General features: G+C 50.1%; 12 protein-coding genes and 1 pseudogene. 4 read left to right on the top strand and 9 right to left on the bottom strand.

Annotated features, from left to right (window positions below):
• Positions 1–1,338: a carboxynorspermidine decarboxylase gene (gene nspC / locus LBQ00_01615; GenBank protein MDR2017571.1), complete on the top strand. Its 1,338-nt coding sequence runs from the start codon at positions 1–3 to the stop codon at positions 1,336–1,338.
• 63 nt (positions 1,339–1,401) lie between these two features.
• Here the strand turns inward: nspC and LBQ00_01610 are convergent, their stop codons facing one another.
• The 5 genes from LBQ00_01610 to LBQ00_01590 form a co-directional block, all read right to left on the bottom strand.
• Positions 1,402–2,814, bottom strand: coding sequence for an efflux transporter outer membrane subunit (locus tag LBQ00_01610; GenBank protein MDR2017570.1), 1,413 nt, complete (start codon positions 2,812–2,814; stop codon positions 1,402–1,404).
• Complete coding sequence (locus LBQ00_01605; protein MDR2017569.1) at positions 2,811–6,041, bottom strand: efflux RND transporter permease subunit; 3,231 nt, start codon at positions 6,039–6,041, stop codon at positions 2,811–2,813. Before LBQ00_01605 ends, LBQ00_01610 begins: the two co-directional genes overlap by 4 nt.
• A gap of 12 nt (positions 6,042–6,053) precedes the next feature.
• Positions 6,054–7,262 carry an efflux RND transporter periplasmic adaptor subunit gene (locus tag LBQ00_01600; GenBank protein ID MDR2017568.1) on the bottom strand — a complete coding sequence of 403 codons (1,209 nt, stop codon included), beginning with the start codon at positions 7,260–7,262 and terminating at the stop codon, positions 6,054–6,056.
• Positions 7,263–7,317: 55 nt separating this feature from the next.
• Entirely contained in the window at positions 7,318–8,031 is a 714-nt protein-coding gene (locus LBQ00_01595; protein MDR2017567.1) for a CerR family C-terminal domain-containing protein, read from the bottom strand.
• 879 nt (positions 8,032–8,910) lie between these two features.
• Positions 8,911–10,119: an AAA family ATPase gene (locus LBQ00_01590; protein MDR2017566.1), complete on the bottom strand. Its 1,209-nt coding sequence runs from the start codon at positions 10,117–10,119 to the stop codon at positions 8,911–8,913.
• Between the two features lie 514 nt (positions 10,120–10,633).
• On the opposite strand from LBQ00_01590, the gene LBQ00_01585 reads away from it, so the two are divergent.
• Positions 10,634–11,029: a hypothetical protein gene (locus LBQ00_01585; GenBank protein MDR2017565.1), complete on the top strand. Its 396-nt coding sequence runs from the start codon at positions 10,634–10,636 to the stop codon at positions 11,027–11,029.
• 233 nt (positions 11,030–11,262) lie between these two features.
• Here the strand turns inward: LBQ00_01585 and LBQ00_01580 are convergent, their stop codons facing one another.
• The 3 genes from LBQ00_01580 to LBQ00_01570 all read right to left on the bottom strand — a co-directional run bounded on the left by LBQ00_01580 (position 11,263) and on the right by LBQ00_01570 (position 14,369).
• Complete coding sequence (locus tag LBQ00_01580) at positions 11,263–11,967, bottom strand: M48 family metallopeptidase (GenBank protein ID MDR2017564.1); 705 nt, start codon at positions 11,965–11,967, stop codon at positions 11,263–11,265.
• Complete coding sequence (locus LBQ00_01575) at positions 11,957–13,339, bottom strand: MBL fold metallo-hydrolase (GenBank protein MDR2017563.1); 1,383 nt, start codon at positions 13,337–13,339, stop codon at positions 11,957–11,959. Before LBQ00_01575 ends, LBQ00_01580 begins: the two co-directional genes overlap by 11 nt.
• Before the next feature lie 916 nt (positions 13,340–14,255).
• A complete protein-coding gene (locus tag LBQ00_01570; GenBank protein MDR2017562.1) occupies positions 14,256–14,369 on the bottom strand; it encodes a restriction endonuclease in 114 nt (37 codons plus the stop codon).
• A gap of 347 nt (positions 14,370–14,716) precedes the next feature.
• On the opposite strand from LBQ00_01570, the gene LBQ00_01565 reads away from it, so the two are divergent.
• Positions 14,717–14,935 (top strand): hypothetical protein, encoded by a 219-nt coding sequence (locus LBQ00_01565; protein ID MDR2017561.1) that lies wholly within the window; start codon positions 14,717–14,719, stop codon positions 14,933–14,935.
• A 10-nt stretch (positions 14,936–14,945) separates the two neighbouring features.
• A pseudogene (locus LBQ00_01560) lies at positions 14,946–15,645 on the top strand (alpha/beta hydrolase).
• A gap of 211 nt (positions 15,646–15,856) precedes the next feature.
• Here LBQ00_01560 and LBQ00_01555 read toward each other — a convergent pair.
• Positions 15,857–16,525 (bottom strand): hypothetical protein, encoded by a 669-nt coding sequence (locus LBQ00_01555; protein ID MDR2017560.1) that lies wholly within the window; start codon positions 16,523–16,525, stop codon positions 15,857–15,859.
• Positions 16,526–16,686: the final 161 nt, after the last annotated feature.

Genomic DNA, 16,686 nt, shown 5'->3' with positions numbered 1-16,686 from the left:
ATGAGCGAAGCCACTCTGGTTGACGCGACAATCCGGGCGATTTCAGCAAGAGATCCCTCCGCGCCGGACAAGTATCATTCTTTGTCCGGCCACGAGAGAGAGAGGGTGCTTGATTCGCTGCGCAATGACCTGAGAGCGCTCACCCGTTTATTCAAGAACGTGCGAAAAAAATCTTTCCGGGCGGCAAACGGAAGGTTCCTGAAGATTGCCGCCGGGCCTATAGCGACCCCCGTATATCTTTTGGATGAAACTCTCATTGAAGAGAACATGCGCATCCTGAGATATGTAAAGGACCGCACGGGGTGCAAAATACTCCATGCGCTGAAAGCTTACGCTTCATTTGCTACTTTTCCAATGATGGCCCGATATGTGGACGGTACCTCGGCGAGTGGTCTCAACGAGGCTCGGCTCGGCCGTGAAGAATTCGGGAAAGAGGTGCACACCTTCGGGGCTGCATACAGGCAAGACGAGATCGGGAGGATACTGGGGTATTCCGACTCCATCATATTTAACTCGCTCTACCAGCTCCAAAAGTACGGAAAAGCAGCGAGAGAAAGCGGTGTGGATATAGGGCTTAGAGTAAATCCGGGACACTCTGAGGTGACCACTGAAATGTACAACCCATGCGCACCCCGTTCAAGATTTGGAATAACTCACAGCCTGTTCAGCGTGGAATTCCCGAAGTATAAGGACCTTGTGGACGGGCTCCATTTCCATGCAATGTGTGAGCAAAATTCAGATGTGCTGGAAAGAATTCTAAAATCCTTCGAAAAACTTTACAGTCAATATCTCAGAGGTTTGAAATGGGTCAATTTTGGAGGCGGACACCACATCACACGGGACGATTACGACATTGAGCGTCTTATCAGGATTATAAACGGTTTCAAAGAAAAATACGGTGTTCAGGTCTACCTTGAACCCGGTGAGGCGAGCGTGCTCAACGCGGGGGTCCTAATCTCCTCCGTACTTGATATCGTGGAAAACGAGATGAAGATCGCCATAATGGACGTATCGGCGGAAACACATATACCCGACGCGCTCCTTATGCCTTATAGGCCGCACATAATGAGGTCGGGTTCCCATAAAGAGAAAAAATGGACTTACAGGCTCGCTGGCCCGAGTTGTCTGGCGGGTGATATAATAGGCGATTATTCGTTCTCCAAGCCTCTAAAAAGAGGAGATAAACTTGTCTTTACCGACATGGCGCTTTACAGTATAGTGAAGAATACAACCTTCAACGGCATCAATCTCCCCGATATCGCCGTGATCCAGGACGAGGGTAAAATCGAGACTGTCAGGAGATTCGGGTACAACGACTACAGGAACAGGCAATCCTGATCATCTCGCCAGAAAGGCTCTTCTCCTGCAATTTGGAATACAGTGCATGGTACTTCATCACTTTTATTCCTTGTCACCACCACCGAGCACCTTGTAAAGGGTCACCAGGTTGGTAAGCTGGGAAAAACGTATGGAGATGAGCCGCAACTGGTTAGCGTAAAGCGACCGCTGAGAGTCGAGGGCCACCAGGTAGTTATCAATTCCATTCATATAGCGGGCATAGGAAAGACGATAGGCTTGAGCTGAAGCCTCTACGAGGGATTCCTGCGCTTCCAACTGATCTCCCACTGTACCACGCTGGGCCAGGGCATCTGCCACCTCCCTGAAAGCTACCTGAATGGTCTTTTCGTACTGTGCAAGGAATATGTCGCGGTCAGCTTTTGCTGCTTGGAGACTTCCCAACCTGGAACCCGCATCAAAGATGGGCAGGCCTACTTGGGGAGCGAAAGTCCAAGCCTTAGAGCCAGCTTCAAAAAGTCCGGACAGTCGACTGCTCGCCATGCCCGCATTCGTAGTCAAGAGGATGGTAGGGAAGAAAGCGGCCCGCGCCGCACCTATATTAGCATTGGCGGCCCTAAGCTGATGCTCAGCCTGCAGGATGTCGGGTCGACGCAAGAGCACCTCGGAGGAGGCTTTTATGGTAATGTCCTTAAATATTGAGCTGCTACCCAGCTCATTCCTCAATAGCTCAGAAGGAATAGGCAAACCCGCGAGGACTTCCAAGGCATTTAGGTCCTCCGCCACCTGAGCCGTAAAGAGAGCTATATCGACCCGCGCCGCATCCAAATGGGTCTGTGCTTGGCGGAGGTCTAGCTCCGAAGATGCCCCTACGCTGAATCTCTTCTGAATCAGCTTGTACGAGGCCTCCTGGCTTTCCAGTGTGTCGCGGCTCAGTTTCAGGCTTTCACAATCGGCTGCGTAGGACAGGTATGCATTTGCCACTGATGCGACAAGTGAGATCTGTGCGCTCCGGCGGGTCTGCTCTGTAGCAAAATACCGTTGCAGCGCCGCCTCGGTAAGGCTCCTCAGACGGCCGAAAAAATCAAGCTCATAAGAACTCAAGCCTATACCCGTATTGTACTGGCTGAATATCGTCGCAACACCTGCCCCTGACACATCAGATGGCAGCCGTTGCTTTATTTTGCCCCCGGTAGCGTTGACTGCTGGGAAAAGCTCGGCTCGTTGGACTCGGTAGAACCCTTGGGCCTTTTGGATGTTAAGCGCCGCTATTCTTAGATCTCTGTTATTTTCTAGAGCAAGTTCGATCACCTCCCGCAATTTCTCATCGGTAAAGAACTCGCGCCATCCTATATCGGAGACAAGAGGACCAGCCTGCTCTCCGGCAGCCTCTTTGTATGCGGGACCTTTAGGCCATTCCATAGGTACAGGAGATGTTGGGCGCGTATAGGTGGGGGCCATAGTACATCCGGTGAGGCACGAAATGATGAGTATAACCGGCAGGGCCTTTAGTATCATGACCGGGCCCCCTCTAAAGAAGCAGTCGCAGTCAACTCAGGTGTTGTCCCCCCTGGGTCGCCATGAGGAGGCGATTCGGCGCCTCCACCTGTTGTCTCATCAGGCTTCTTTCGTTTGAACGCCCTTGATACCATGACAAAGAAAAGGGGAATATAAAAGAGGTCGATGAACGTTGCGGAAAGCATACCGCCGGTAACGGCGGTGCCGATTGCGTTCATCGCGCCGGCGCCGGCGCCGGAGGCTTTGGCGAGAGGCAGGACGCCGAAGAAAAAGGCCATGGACGTCATGATAACCGGCCTCAGTCTTACCCGCGCCGCTCCGATGGTCGCCTCCATCAATCCTTCTCCTTGGGACATTCTTTCTCTCGCGAACTGGATGATGAGAATCGCATTTTTCGTGGTGAGACCCAAGGTGGTAAGGAACCCGATCTGGAAGTACACGTCATTATGGAAGCCGCGGGCCCAAGTAGCAATGGTTGCACCGAAGACGCCGAGGGGCAGCATCAGCATGTTGGCGAGCGGTATGGGCCAGCTCTCATAAAGCGCTGCCACGCAGAGGAAGATGACAATGATGGAGAACGCGTAGAGAATCGGACCCTGCTTGCTCGCTATCCGTTCCTGGTAGGAGAGTCCCGTCCATTCGTAGCCGACCCCATGGGGCAGCTTTGTGACCATCTCTTCCATAGCCTGCATCGCCTCGCCAGAACTTCTCCCCGGGGCAGACTCACCCCAGATGTTCATGGACGAGAAACCATTAAAACGCTCCAGCTTGGGCGAACCCGAAGTCCAGCGGCTTGATGCGAGGGCGGAAAAAGGAACCATCTTGCCGGAGGTGTTGCGCACGTAAAGTTTCTCTATATCCTTGGGCAGCATGCGATAAGAAGCATCCGCCTGTGCATACACACGCTTCACGCGACCCGACTGTATAAAGTTGTTGACGTAGACGCTGCCGAAGGCATCGGAAATCGTCTTGTGGATGGACGCAATGGGAACGCCCAAGGTACCCGCTTTTGCCCAGTCTATATTTATCTTGTATTGAGGGACATCTTCCATACCATTGGGCCTGACCGATGTCAGTCTTTTGTCCTGCATGGACATACCGAGAAGCTGGTTACGGACTGCCATAAGCTTGTCGTGGCCCATTCCTCCTCTGTCCAGCAGTTGGAAATCGAAGCCCCTCGCGTTGCCGAGCTCAATGACCGAGGGAGGAGGGAAGGCAAACGCCATACTGTCGCGGAATTGCGAAAAGGCTCTCGTGGCCCTCTCTGCAATGGCTTTGGCTCTCAAGGACGCTTTGTGGCGCAGGTCCCAGTCTTTGAGCTTGATAAACACCAGACCGGCGGTCTGTGCTCTTCCGGAAAAGCCGATACCGGAAATCGTCATGCACGATTCCACCGCCTCTTTCTCATTCGTTTTGAAGTATTTGTCCATCCTCTCTACAACCTTCTTGGTCTGCTCCAGCGTGGCGCCCGTGGGCATGATCACCTGAGCCATGAGCATTCCCTGGTCCTCATCGGGAAGGTACGATGTGGGTATCCGAAAGAAAACAACGGCTGCAACGCCCACGATCACCACGTAAACGACCAGATAGCGCAATTTTCTGTCAAAAGAGCGCTCCACAAGCTTTACGTAAACGTCCCTTATCCGGAAAAACACCTGGTCGAACTTTCTGAAAAAGGGGCGCAGAAAAAAGATCGCATTTTCCGCAGGCTCATGCCCAGGTTTCACCGGTTTAAGCAATGAGGCGCAGAGGACGGGTGTCAGGATCAATGCGACAACAACTGAGAGGAGCATGGCCGAGATGACTGTTACGGAAAATTGACGGTAAATGATTCCTGTAGAACCACCAAAAAATGCCATGGGGCCGAACACTGCCGAGAGCACCAGTCCAATACCGATCAGAGCGCTGGTAATCTGATCCATTGACTTACGTGTTGCTTCCTTAGGGGAAAGCCCCTCCTCTCTCATGATCCGTTCCACATTCTCGACGACAACAATCGCGTCGTCAACCAGGAGACCGATGGCTAGGACCATAGCGAACATGGTCAGCATATTGATGGAAAATCCGAACGCTCCAAGGACCGCGAAAGTCCCGAGAAGCACCACAGGCACCGCGATGGTCGGTATCAGTGTGGCCCGCATATTACCCATAAAAAGCCACATAACCAGAAATACCAGCAGAATCGCTTCAAAGAGTGTCTTTATCACTTCTTTTATGGCCACTTTCACAAACGGGGTCGTATCATACGGATAGATGACTTTCATTCCGGGAGGGAAATATCTGCTCATATCATTAAGCTTTGCCTTGATCGCGTCAGCTGTATCGAGGGCGTTCGCTCCCGCCATCATCCTAATGCCCATGGCCGCTGAAGGCTTCCTGTTATAAAAAGCCTCAATGTCGTACTGGTCTGTTCCCAGTTCGGTCCTCCCCACGTCGCACACCCGCACGGTAGAGCCGTCAGTGTTGACACGGACCGGGATAGAGGCAAACTCGTCAGGATTTTTGAGCAGACTCTGAACGATGATTGAGGCGTTCAGACGCTGGCCAGGCACCGCCGGCGTTCCGCCGAACTGACCGGCCGAGACCTCCACGTTGTAAACCCGGAGAGCATTGACTACATCTTCGATGGTAAGGTTGTAGCTCGTCATCTTGTCCGGGTTGAGCCAGATGCGCATAGCATACTGGGTTCCGAAGTTCTCGACCTCGCCAACGCCTGGCACCCGTGCAAGTACCTTCTCAAGGTTGGATTGGGCATAATCTCTTAGATCATTGCCGTCCATGATGCCGTCCTCGGAAATCAAGCCGACGATTAACAACCAGTTCTTCGTCGCTTTTCCCACCGAGACTCCCTGACGCTGGATTACTTCCGGCAGACTTGCCATGGCTAATTGAAGTTTATTCTGTACCTTTGCCCACGCAAGGTCTGGGTCGGTCCCTGGGGCAAATGTCAGTTCCACGCGGGCAGATCCGGCTGAATCACTTGTGGCGGAAAGGTAAAGCATTTTATCAAGGCCGACCATCTTCTGCTCAATGATCTGAGTTACACTGTTCTCCACCGTCTCCGCAGAAGCTCCAGGATAGAACGCCTGAATATAAATGGAGGGTGGAGCAATGGGCGGGTACTGGGAGATAGGCAGATTATAGATCGCAAGCGTTCCCGCCAGCATGATGATAATGGCGATGACCCAAGCGAAGACAGGACGATCAAGAAAGAATTTCGATAACATGGCAGCCTCCGCCTAATTTGCTTTTGACGGCGGCCCATTTACCTTCGAGGCTTTGGGATCCTCGTTCCGTCCGGCATCAAATGGGATGGCCTTCGCAGGCGCGCCAGGGCTGACCTTTTGAATACCTTCGACTATTACCCTGTCGCCCGTCGAAAGTCCCGATGTGACCAGCCATTTATCATCTATAGCCCGGTCCAGGGTGAGCATCCGCACCTGAACTTTACCTTCGCTGTCCACAATCAGAGCCATGGGGTTTCCCTTTGAGTCTCGGGAGACTCCCTGCTGGGGGGCAAGGATTGCACGATTGACAACCCCTTCCAAGATTACGGGCCGCACATACATGCCTGGCAGAAGCGTATGCTTTGGGTTCGGAAAGACCGTACGGAGACTGAATGACCCTGTGCTGGGATCAACAGTGACATCTGAAAACTTCATGTTTCCTTCTGATGGATAAGGCGTGCCGTCTTCGAGAAGCAGTTTTGCCCGGGCCTGCCTGGAGCTGGCCCCATTGATCCGGCCGGCCTCCATGTTCCGCTTCAGGGCCAGAAGATTCGCGCTTGATTGCATCGCATCCACGTATATGGGATCGAGCTGCTGAATGGTCGTCAGTGGGGCGGTTTGGTGTGCCGTTGCGAGGGCGCCCACAGTCACATGGGATTTGCCGGTACGGCCTGATATGGGGGCTGTGATCCGCGTGTAAGTAAGATTAATGCGGGCGGTCTCAACGGCTGCCTTATTGACCGCCACCTCAGCCTCAGCCTGTTTGACTGCTGCCGATACATCATCGTAATCTTGCTGACTCACTGCTTTTATGACAATCAACTCTTTGTAGCGCTCGGCCTTCAGTTGGATGGGAGGTAAATTTGCCTCAGCCCTTGCGAGCGCTGCCATGGCGTTATTATAGGACGCCTGGTACGGCGCCGGATTAATCTGGTAGAGTACGTCCCCGGCCTTCACATCGTCCCCTTCGGTGAACAGACGCTTTTGAATTATGCCGCTCACCTGAGGTCTGACCTCGGCCACAAGGTATGCTGAGGTTCTCCCAGGCAATTCGGTAGAGATGGCCACCTGTTCTTCTTTCATAGCCACGACGGCCACTTCCGGGATTCCTCTCTTGGGAGGTTGATTTGCCGTCGACTTCCCACATCCCGCCGATGCAAGGATAACGCCGAGAATTCCAATAGATAATATGGTCAGTCTGGTCTTCCAGTTTCTCTGCATGAAACACCTCTTTATGGTTTAACCCTGTCTGACAGTCCTAAAAAAACAAGGGAGGTCAGACAGGGTTGGCAATAAGGTCTGCTTTTTTTCGGCCCGCTCCACGGGATTTACGGGTTCCGCCAGGGCTTTGCAACGTCTTGCGAATGGAGGCAATCCCACCCAGCGAGAACCCGACAACATGGTCGATAAACTCTTCAATATTATCTATTTTCAGGGACTCGGCTTCGTCCTCCCATCCCTGTGTTCTTGTCAATCCCGCCACAATAGCATTAATACACTGGGTCAGGATGCTTATGGTGCAAAAACGAACTTGGACTTTGGAGGCACGTTCGCCAAGAATCTGTCGAAGGACAGCTTCCATCCTTATCCGTATCGGGCGTACCTCCTCAAGAACCAGGTCCTTAAGGAGGCCCGTATGGTTGGCAAACTCTTTGAGAAGTATAAGGAATTCCTTGCTTTCTTGGTCCGCCACCCGGTGCAGGATGGCTGCAATCTGTCCCCGTAGCCTATCTTCGGGAGGCGCATCCTCAGCAACACCGCCGTCCGGGGGATGAGTCGCTATGGATTTAAGAAAGGCATGGCGCCATGATTCCCGGTATAGAGTCTCCTTGTCTCCGAAATGATAATTTACAGCCGCAATATTCGCCTTGGCCCGCTCGCAGATTTCGGCGATGGTGGTATCCCGATAACCTTTGTCGGCGAAAATTGCGCTCCCGGCAGCCAAAAGGCTCTGCCGTGTCTGTTCCGCATCTTTTCTGAGGATTTTCATCGTATTTCTCGCATGACAGAACGGCCGCTTAAGTAAAACAGCTAATTCCAATGTATATTTTAATTTTGAGTTTCAATTAAGTCAAGAAAATTCCGGCGGTCTGTCCGTTCTCTAAATATGGCAAGACTTAGGGAGCGTGAAGATCTTTCATGAATATATTTTACTTCGCCCCGAAACCATTTGTCCGTTTCCTTCTCGGACTATACTTGTTCCGCAGGCCCTCGCCCTGCTCTTTGTCCGCCAACATGTAATCCCTCCGTGGCTCCTGCGGATAGGGATGATGGATTGGCGGTCAGCCTTCCGAAGGTCGCTGTGTTGCAAAAAAGATGTATACTTAACATCGGATCATATATGGAGATACACTATAGAGGGTCTTAATTCCTTAATTAAGGGGAGCGTAAACTAAGAGAACAAATGATAATGTCGTGAGGAATGCAGTCACCCGGGTTACGCGGTGAGGCGAGAGACTGCGGCAGGTCAATTAGATGTACTTCTACGTAGAACAGTCAAACAAAGAGAAGGCAGCTTCCCGGAAAAAAGCGTCTCTCCAAAGCCTATCCGCCGTTCAGGGGGGCATCTGTCGATATGGCATCATTTTTTTAGTATTGAGACCAACCAGATCATTGACGGAACCGAGCCCCTTAAGCGCTCTGGAGGAATTTAAGACAAACTTGGCGATAAAACCGTCCCTCTCAATGGCCTTTCTTTTGTTATCCAAAGGATGAGCCAGAAGAAGGACTTTCTCCTGCCTGCTTTCAATGCCCTATCCTAAGTTTCAACCGCTATGGGACATCGTCAACAAGGTTCTCATTGCCTGCTCCGTGGAAGCGGAGAAATTTAAGATGGGTGACTACCTCTAAGACAGGAACCTCACCCCACTCAAGTATCCTTGAGCGTTCCTTTCGTCCGGACCTTTTTCTTTTTATTCAGGCTTTCCGAAGCCCTCGCCACCTTCTTTGTTTTCACCGCCATACTTTGCGTTAGGTAGCGCGGATCGCCCGTTATATTACCATCCACCAGGACGAACGGTGGAATACGACCTGCTTCGTCACGTGAAGATTCGCCATATTCCACATTAAGCACGATGAGTCTCTCCAACCTCCCCTTATAACGATCCAGTTCGAAATACTGGTTGTCCCAGAAAAAGCAGATCCGCTCCTTCTCGACAATATCGGTCTTCGGGTCAATCAGAGTCTTCAGGGTAAGATACTCTTGTTCCGCGATAAGCTCTTCCTCCTCAATCCACGTGTCCGCATGCTTCGTCGCTCTTCTTCTCGAAAGGAAATAAAGATAGGAGCCTTGCTGTCCCCGCTTCCGGATGTGAACCCCTTCGGCGGCACTGTTCTTGGTCCGCAGGCAGACCTCTTCTATGTGTATAATTTGATTGGTAGGAAGCATTTCGTATTCGACAGACCGGACAAGGTACTTTTCTTTCTTGTTAAGAGGAAGATAAATGCCCAGGAATTGCGAAATCGTCTCAAAGGTACGCTTGATCTTTCCTTTGAAGTCCGTGCGGTTGTCGATAATCCTGAAATGAGGATGACCAAGCCAGTTCTCTCTGGTCTTCAGGTCAATGGAGCGGGCCTCTTCGGGGGATTCTATCCGAGCCGTGTTATTTTCTCCCGTATAATATTCCTCGGCGCCTTCTGCGGCGGTAACGAGGTGGATGACGCCATTGTACCGGTCGCGCACATTCACCTCGGAAAGCCCCTTTCTCTTGAGCATAGCTTTGAAATTTTCTTGAGGCATGAATGCCTTGATGTCCATAATGCCCCTGTCGAGAAGAATCACCTTCCTCCTATCGGGAAATATGTCCGTTACCGCTTTCTTGTATATCTCCTCAAAGGTGAGTTGCATGTCGAAAATCGTCTCCTCAAACATGGCTACCTGTCTTGTTCTGTCCATCTTTTGCCGGTCGATACCCGTGCTCGTAATAAGAGTTGCCGTTTCCGGTACGATGAATACCATGAAACCGTGATCGGAGAGTCTTTCTGTGAGATAAGCGAGAGATGAGCTTTTGCCGGAACAGGGTCCCCCTGTAAGGACGATCATGCTCACAGGCTCGATTAGTTTTACATCGGCAATCACCTGAATGTCCCCTGCATGTAAAGATTGATCCTCTCGGCCATCGCTTCCCGCTCCATTCCTTTTAGTATCACAAATCCCCCACTATTTTCAACGGGATGATCAGAGCCATAAAGACTGGCAACTTACAAAATGTCAGCATATTTAGTCCCATGAATTACAAGTTTCCCGAATATCGTCCGGTGTCTGTCCGCCTGGATGCGGCAACCTCTTTCCTTCGGCATGTTTTTCGTGTTAGAATTCGTCCTGCCCTCCTGAGGGATAGTCTGGAATTCAACGTATTGTGACGACGTAAAATCCGGGGGTTCAATTAGGATGAGCCACCTGTGATAGCAGTCATTGCGGCAATTACATAGGGGTAGAGAAGTCTCATGGGAAAGAGAAAAGAGGGTATCTCCATTGTGCTCAATGAGCATAAAAGATTAGATTGGTAACGCTTTTAGGACTTTCCTTATACGATTTTCCAGAATGCAGATAAACCACCAGATAGTTTTGAAGTTGACGGAAGGAGGCGGTAATGCCGGTTGATGTTTGGACAAACGTCAATACCAAGCCTGGTACTGGCGAACTGGGGCTTAACGCATGGCCCGTAAACCGCACGGCCCGGAAAATGCTCCGGGAATTGGGCGAGACAGCGGACCCGGCACGCATGTATATTTTGCAGCTTGTCTCATGGGCGCTCAAAACGGGAAAAACGGAGACCGAAGATGACGTGAGTGAAACCATAAACGCAATGATGGACTGGAGACCGGAAAGGATCACAAATTTTTTTGTCTTGCAGCATGACGACGAATATGAGCCCTCCGGTTGGAGGGAAGCAGAGACTCCTCTCGGGCTTGCCCTCCTTATTCTCGATGAAATTGAGAGAAAAATGGTTGTACACTTCCCCTGGTACCGGAGTTTCAATTGGTGAGAGAGGCAGTGAATAGTGAAATGGAACAAAGCTTGGAGGGTAAAGAAAAGCAGGACCCAAGTGAGTAACAATGCCTTATCGTTAAAGGTCGCTGGCATAAGTCAGCCCTTTCTGAAATAGAATATACAGTTGCAAACAACCTTCGTGCATATCGTTCCGGACCAGTTTACGGCCAAAGAAACCAAGACAGACCGCCACTTAAGATTTACAAGGAAAAGATATGATGACTGCTCTTAAAGATGTAGCCTGTGGCCATTATCCTTAAGCCACCGCATTTGCTCCTTCCAGTTCGGACAGATCGTTTCGAGAAACTGCCAGAATAGAGGGGAATGGTTTTTGACTTTTATATGAGCCAGTTCGTGAAGGATCACATAGTCTATTGCCGGATAGGGAGCCATGATTATACGCCAGCTGAACGACAGCCTGTTGGCAGGGGAACATGAACCGTAGCGCGTGCGCGCTCCCGTTATGGTAATGCCTTTGGGAATCAGTCCCGTGTGGCCGCCATAATAACGGACCCTCTCCGTCAGCTCCCGTCGGGCTTCATTTTGGTACCAATCGGCAAAGATCTCCTTCGTCCTGTTCGATTCCCCGGTCCTCAGTATGAATGTGCCGTGGGACAGGGCAAGAAGAGAGGCTCGTCCGTCGTGCTCGCCGATCTCCAAGGGATATGTCTCGCCGTGATAAAGGAAATTTTTGCCGGCAACGAACTTCTTTTCTCTATTCTCCTTATTCGTCCCTTCTACTCGTTTTACAAGCTGTTTCCTGATCCATGTTTCCTTTTCCTTAAAAAAATCATCCGCTTCCCGCTTGGAGATCCGGTAAGGCACGAGGAGACTGACCGTTCCGTCCATCCTCATCTGAATGGTAAGAGTTTTTCTCCTTTTCTTGCTACGCACGAGCTCATAGGTGAGATCGGAGCTGGCATTATATTTCAAGCTCCTCTCCTCTATGAGGGGCGTAGGTCTTGAGCCCCAGTTTTTGTCTCACGACCGCCTCAAACTCAAGGGAAACCGCTTCCTCACCGTGAACTATGAAAACTTCCGGCTCTTGGGTAAAGTAACTGAGCCATTCCAGCAACTCCTTCTGGTCCGCATGGGCAGAGAAGCCGCCTATGGTGTAGACCTTCGCCCTTAAAACGATCTCTTCGCCGAGGACGCGGACGGTCCTTGCCCCGTCAACGATGAATCTGCCCAGAGTGCCCTTTACCTGGAATCCGGTGAAAATTATGCTGCATTCGGGTCGCCACAGGTTGTGCTTGAAATGGTGACGGATACGTCCGCCTTCGCACATCCCGCTGCCCGCGATGATGATGGCCCCTGATTTTATTTTGTTTAGGGCTTGGGATTCCTCAACTGTCTTTGTGAAATGGAGCCGCATGCCATCGCTGCCCTTGGCCTTAAACATGTCAACAGCCTCGGGATCAAAGTACTCTGGGTGTCTGAGATATATCTGGGTGGCTTTATCTGCAAGGGGACTATCCACGTACACGTCTAAATGGGGAAGCCTCTTCTCTCTCACAAGTCTGTTCAGTATATAGAGAATATCCTGGGTCCTTCCCACCGCAAAAGCAGGTATAAGGACATTTCCTTTCCTTCTCAGGGTCTCCGATATGGCTCCGGCCAACTCGTCAATGCTTTCTTTGATTCCTTTGTGAAGCCTGTTCCCGTATGTGGACTCGACCACCACGTAGTCCGCTTCTTTTACAGGCTGAGGGTCATTGATAATCAGATTCTCCTTCTTGCCCACGTCGCCCGAAAAAACGATCTTCTTTTCCCTCCCAGGCCCAGGATACCAGATCTCGAGAGAGCTGGAGCCGAGGATATGACCCGCATCGACAAACCTGTATTTGATACCTTCTGCCAGTTCTCCAAGTACCCCGTAATTTGCTTTCTCGATAAGACCTACCACCCTTTTTACATCCTCTTCCGTATACAGAGGTTCAACTATTTCATCTTTGCCCGCCCTGAACGATTTTTTTGTCGCCCATTCCGCATCCTTTTCCTGAATATGGGCTGAATCGTAAAGCATTATTTCCACGAGATCTGCCGTTCCCGAAGTGGCGATTATCCTGCCCCTAAACCCTTCCATGGCAAGCTTTGGTAACAAGCCTGAATGGTCGAGATGGGCGTGGGTGAGGAGCAGGAAGTCTATTTCCCTGGGATCAAAGGCAAAGGGTTTCCTGTTAGTCTCTTCACCGTTTTTCCCCTGGTACATTCCGCAATCGACAAGAATCTGTGTTTCTCCTGCTGACAAATGGTAACAAGAACCCGTCACAACACGTGTAGCCCCTAGGAACCGTATCTTCATATGCACCTCGGCCTTCAGTTTTTTCGGATAATTAGATCAGCAACAGGATAAATTATATATTGGCAGAGGTTAATTTACAAGGAATAAGGGTACTCCTCGGATGGCCATGCGACAAATGTTACTGCGAAAAACTATGCGGCTATGTGACGTTAATCTTGGGTTTTCTATTTCTTTCATGATATAGGCCTTAATTGACTCCATCTCTTCTAATTCCCACTTTCTTTGGGCCTTCTTTCCTTTTCTCGTGGGATACCCATCGTAAATCCGGCGGCCACAAAGCACGCACGCATGAACCATTGATGAAGTTACCAAGGTCATCGTTTCTGTACATCTCGATCTTGCATTGAGGACATAACATAACGATCTCCTTGCTAGTTGGCAGTACCTGTCTGAACGGTATTTCCCTGTTTACTGGCAGAATTAAAGACCAGGACTGGTCGTCGCCGCCTCCCGTTGATCCATGCCCCGCCTTGCATTATCTGCCACGCCTGCTTTTTATCTCTTTTTTCTTCCAACCTGGATCTATTGTCAGAGATGATCTTATACGTTGTCCTGTCTTTCTCTCTAACAACCTCCAATGGGCCTTTTGCCAATACTGGCGGCCACCTGGCATCCACCCTAAGATTTCTGGTAAATTTCCGGAGGGAACCAACCCTTGAATGGATCGTGGTCATAAGAAATTTTTATGCAATGCAGGTGCCACATTGAGCGACATGCTTCATAGCAGAACCGCAAGGTACTCCGATCAATGCTCCATACTATCTTTTTCGAAATAGCCCCTCTTGGACGGTTAAAAATTTGACTTAATATTCACCCTCAAAGAAATCAATGTGAATCTTCCTAATTCAAACAACGTGTTCTATTTGTACGCTGACACTGTAATCAATCATTAGTTGCGTGAGCTTCTGTCCGTCGATTAAAATAATTGTGGAGTTAGTTTTTTGGCGGATTTGATGGCTTCACCAGAGAAAAATGAAGTCGTAACGAAAATCCCTTTGTTGGTGTTTTGCCCATTAACCGCCCGACAAATTTTTCACTTTCTGGTCTTGAAACGTTACTGTCCACATGATTCTATTTTCTTGTTCAGAATGAGCATTCGAGCAGAGCTATATTATAATTGTCGGTACTTTCACAAATATATTGAAGGAATCAAAGCAAAATAAGGACGAAAAAACTACCGCGTGTGAATATAGCTATAGCTATTGCGAAATTTTCCATAGGACTGAACATGCGAAGGGATCCTGTGGAAAGAAGGGACCCGACTTTGATAAAATATAGACGGCAGACCATGATCGTCTCCCGTATTGCGGTCCACCTTCACGGACTCCAGACTCGACTGGTAAAAGAGGAAATACTGTGACAGCCCAGGAGAGGAATGTGTGTTTTGAAAAACTTGTCCCCGAAGTGAAGACTTTTCTTAAGGGGGCAGGTGCCGTGCCGGAGCCCCCTTTGTCCCGCGATACATACCTGACGGTGCGCCGACTCATAGACGTCATGGCACAAAAAACGAAGACAGGTTCCGGATTTTTGAGGAAAGTAGAGAACCGGGCCATACCAGAGGTGTCGGGAGAGATACCGGTCGCCGGAAGGCGATGAGCCGTTCCCCATCCTCCTTTTCTTTCATGGCGGCGGGTGGATCATCGGCAACTTTGATATGGAACACCATGTCTGCCTGTCTCTTGCCCATGAAACGCCGTGCGTTGTCTTTTCGGTAGATTAGCGCCGGAGAATCCTTTTCCCTCCGCTCCCGAAGACTGCTATAGAGCCTTTGAGTGGGCTGTAGGATATGCCGAGAGTTTTGGGAGCGGAGGGAAAAGGATTGCCTTGGGAGGAGAAAGCGCAGGGGCTAACCTTGCCGCTGTAGTCACTCTTATGTCAAAAACCAGACGCGGTCCCGCCGCAGTCCTCCAAATACTTTTCAACCCCGTGACCAATATAGCGGAATACGAGACAGACTCGTATCGGTCGTTCGGCAAGGGTTCATGCTGACGCGAGTTGATATGGAAGAGGTGCGCTCTCTTTATGCGCCGGATCGAAAGGATTGGGGAAACCCGATGGCATCGCCGTTACTGGCGGACAGTTTCTGCGGGCTTCCACCCGCCCTTATCATCACGGCAGGCTGCGATCCTTTGAAGGATGACGGGGAACTGTGCGCGAAGCGCCTCGGGGAAACGGGCGTGCCGGTCAAGTATACGTGTTATGAGAATATGATCCATGGCTTCCTTTTATTCTTCAGAAAGTCAGAAAGTAGCCGGAAGGCCTTGGAAGAAGCAGCGGCAGCGCTCAGGGAGGCCTTCCGGCAGTAGCAGTAAAGTAGCGCGGCGAGGATATTGGGGATAGGCGTAAGCCCCCTTTTTTGTGCGTCTTGATTTTGTTGAAGGACCCTCGCGTTTGGCGAAAAGTCTATCTTTGCCTTTTGGCCCTGTTGGGTTTTTTGAAACAATTTATCGACTGTATTTCATGGAGGAGCCCTGTCGGCAAGCAAATCTCCGATTACATTTAACAAGAATAGGTGCTCTAATAACGCAATTTCAAGGGTATGTACCCTTTGGCAAGGTAAAATACCAGTTTTTGCGCTTCTGAAAAGAAATCACGTTGACCCTCATCTTGGTTCCACCAGTTATCCAGATCGTATGCGTCAAGGCAGGCAACGGGATATATTTTGATATTAAGTGGAATGGAGAGGTACTGGTATACAAGAAGACTCCTTCTCGTATGAAATCCGGACGATACAAGGAGTGCGCTTTTTACGCCATCTTTGGAGAGAACCTCTAATACGCCTTTCGCGGATACCAGAGTTATCGGATTGTGAATATGAGTTACAATTATTACAAAATCGGTATCTCTGACACCAAAATTTTTCAGCTCTCTTCGAACGGAAGAGGGATAGTCTTCATTTATGGCAAAAGGTCTGTGATCCGGTGCAATCTTGTGCAGGACGATGGCCAGCCGCTTTGCCTTGCCTGATGACAGTAAATCCAGCCCTACTGTGATCATATTTCTCTTGATGAATTCCATTCCCTCCAAAATGGCTACGTCTGCAACACCCTCTATATGGTTAGCTCTGGGAGCCATAAAACAGCCCGCCCTCAACAGGATTGTCTTTCTTGACAGAAATGCAAAGGTAAGAGCAATTATTGCCAAAGCGCCAATCGCGCCCCAAATATATTTGGCCCGTGTTTTCATGCCTCGTTGCGTCTCATAATAAACCGTTATCTATATTTTATAACCACATGACCACAATTAGTCCATAAGAATAACGAGAGAGTGCATGAGTTTCGTCCGTCTGCGTACAGAATTGACAAGAAGCGTGAACTTGTATAATTTTATCGGTATGCTGTTGGGTG

Source organism: Syntrophobacterales bacterium, from assembly GCA_031274925.1.
GTDB lineage: Bacteria > Desulfobacterota > Syntrophorhabdia > Syntrophorhabdales > Syntrophorhabdaceae > PNOM01.
The sequence above is the reverse complement of the archived record's forward strand: the minus strand, read 5'-3'. Positions and strand labels throughout refer to the sequence as shown.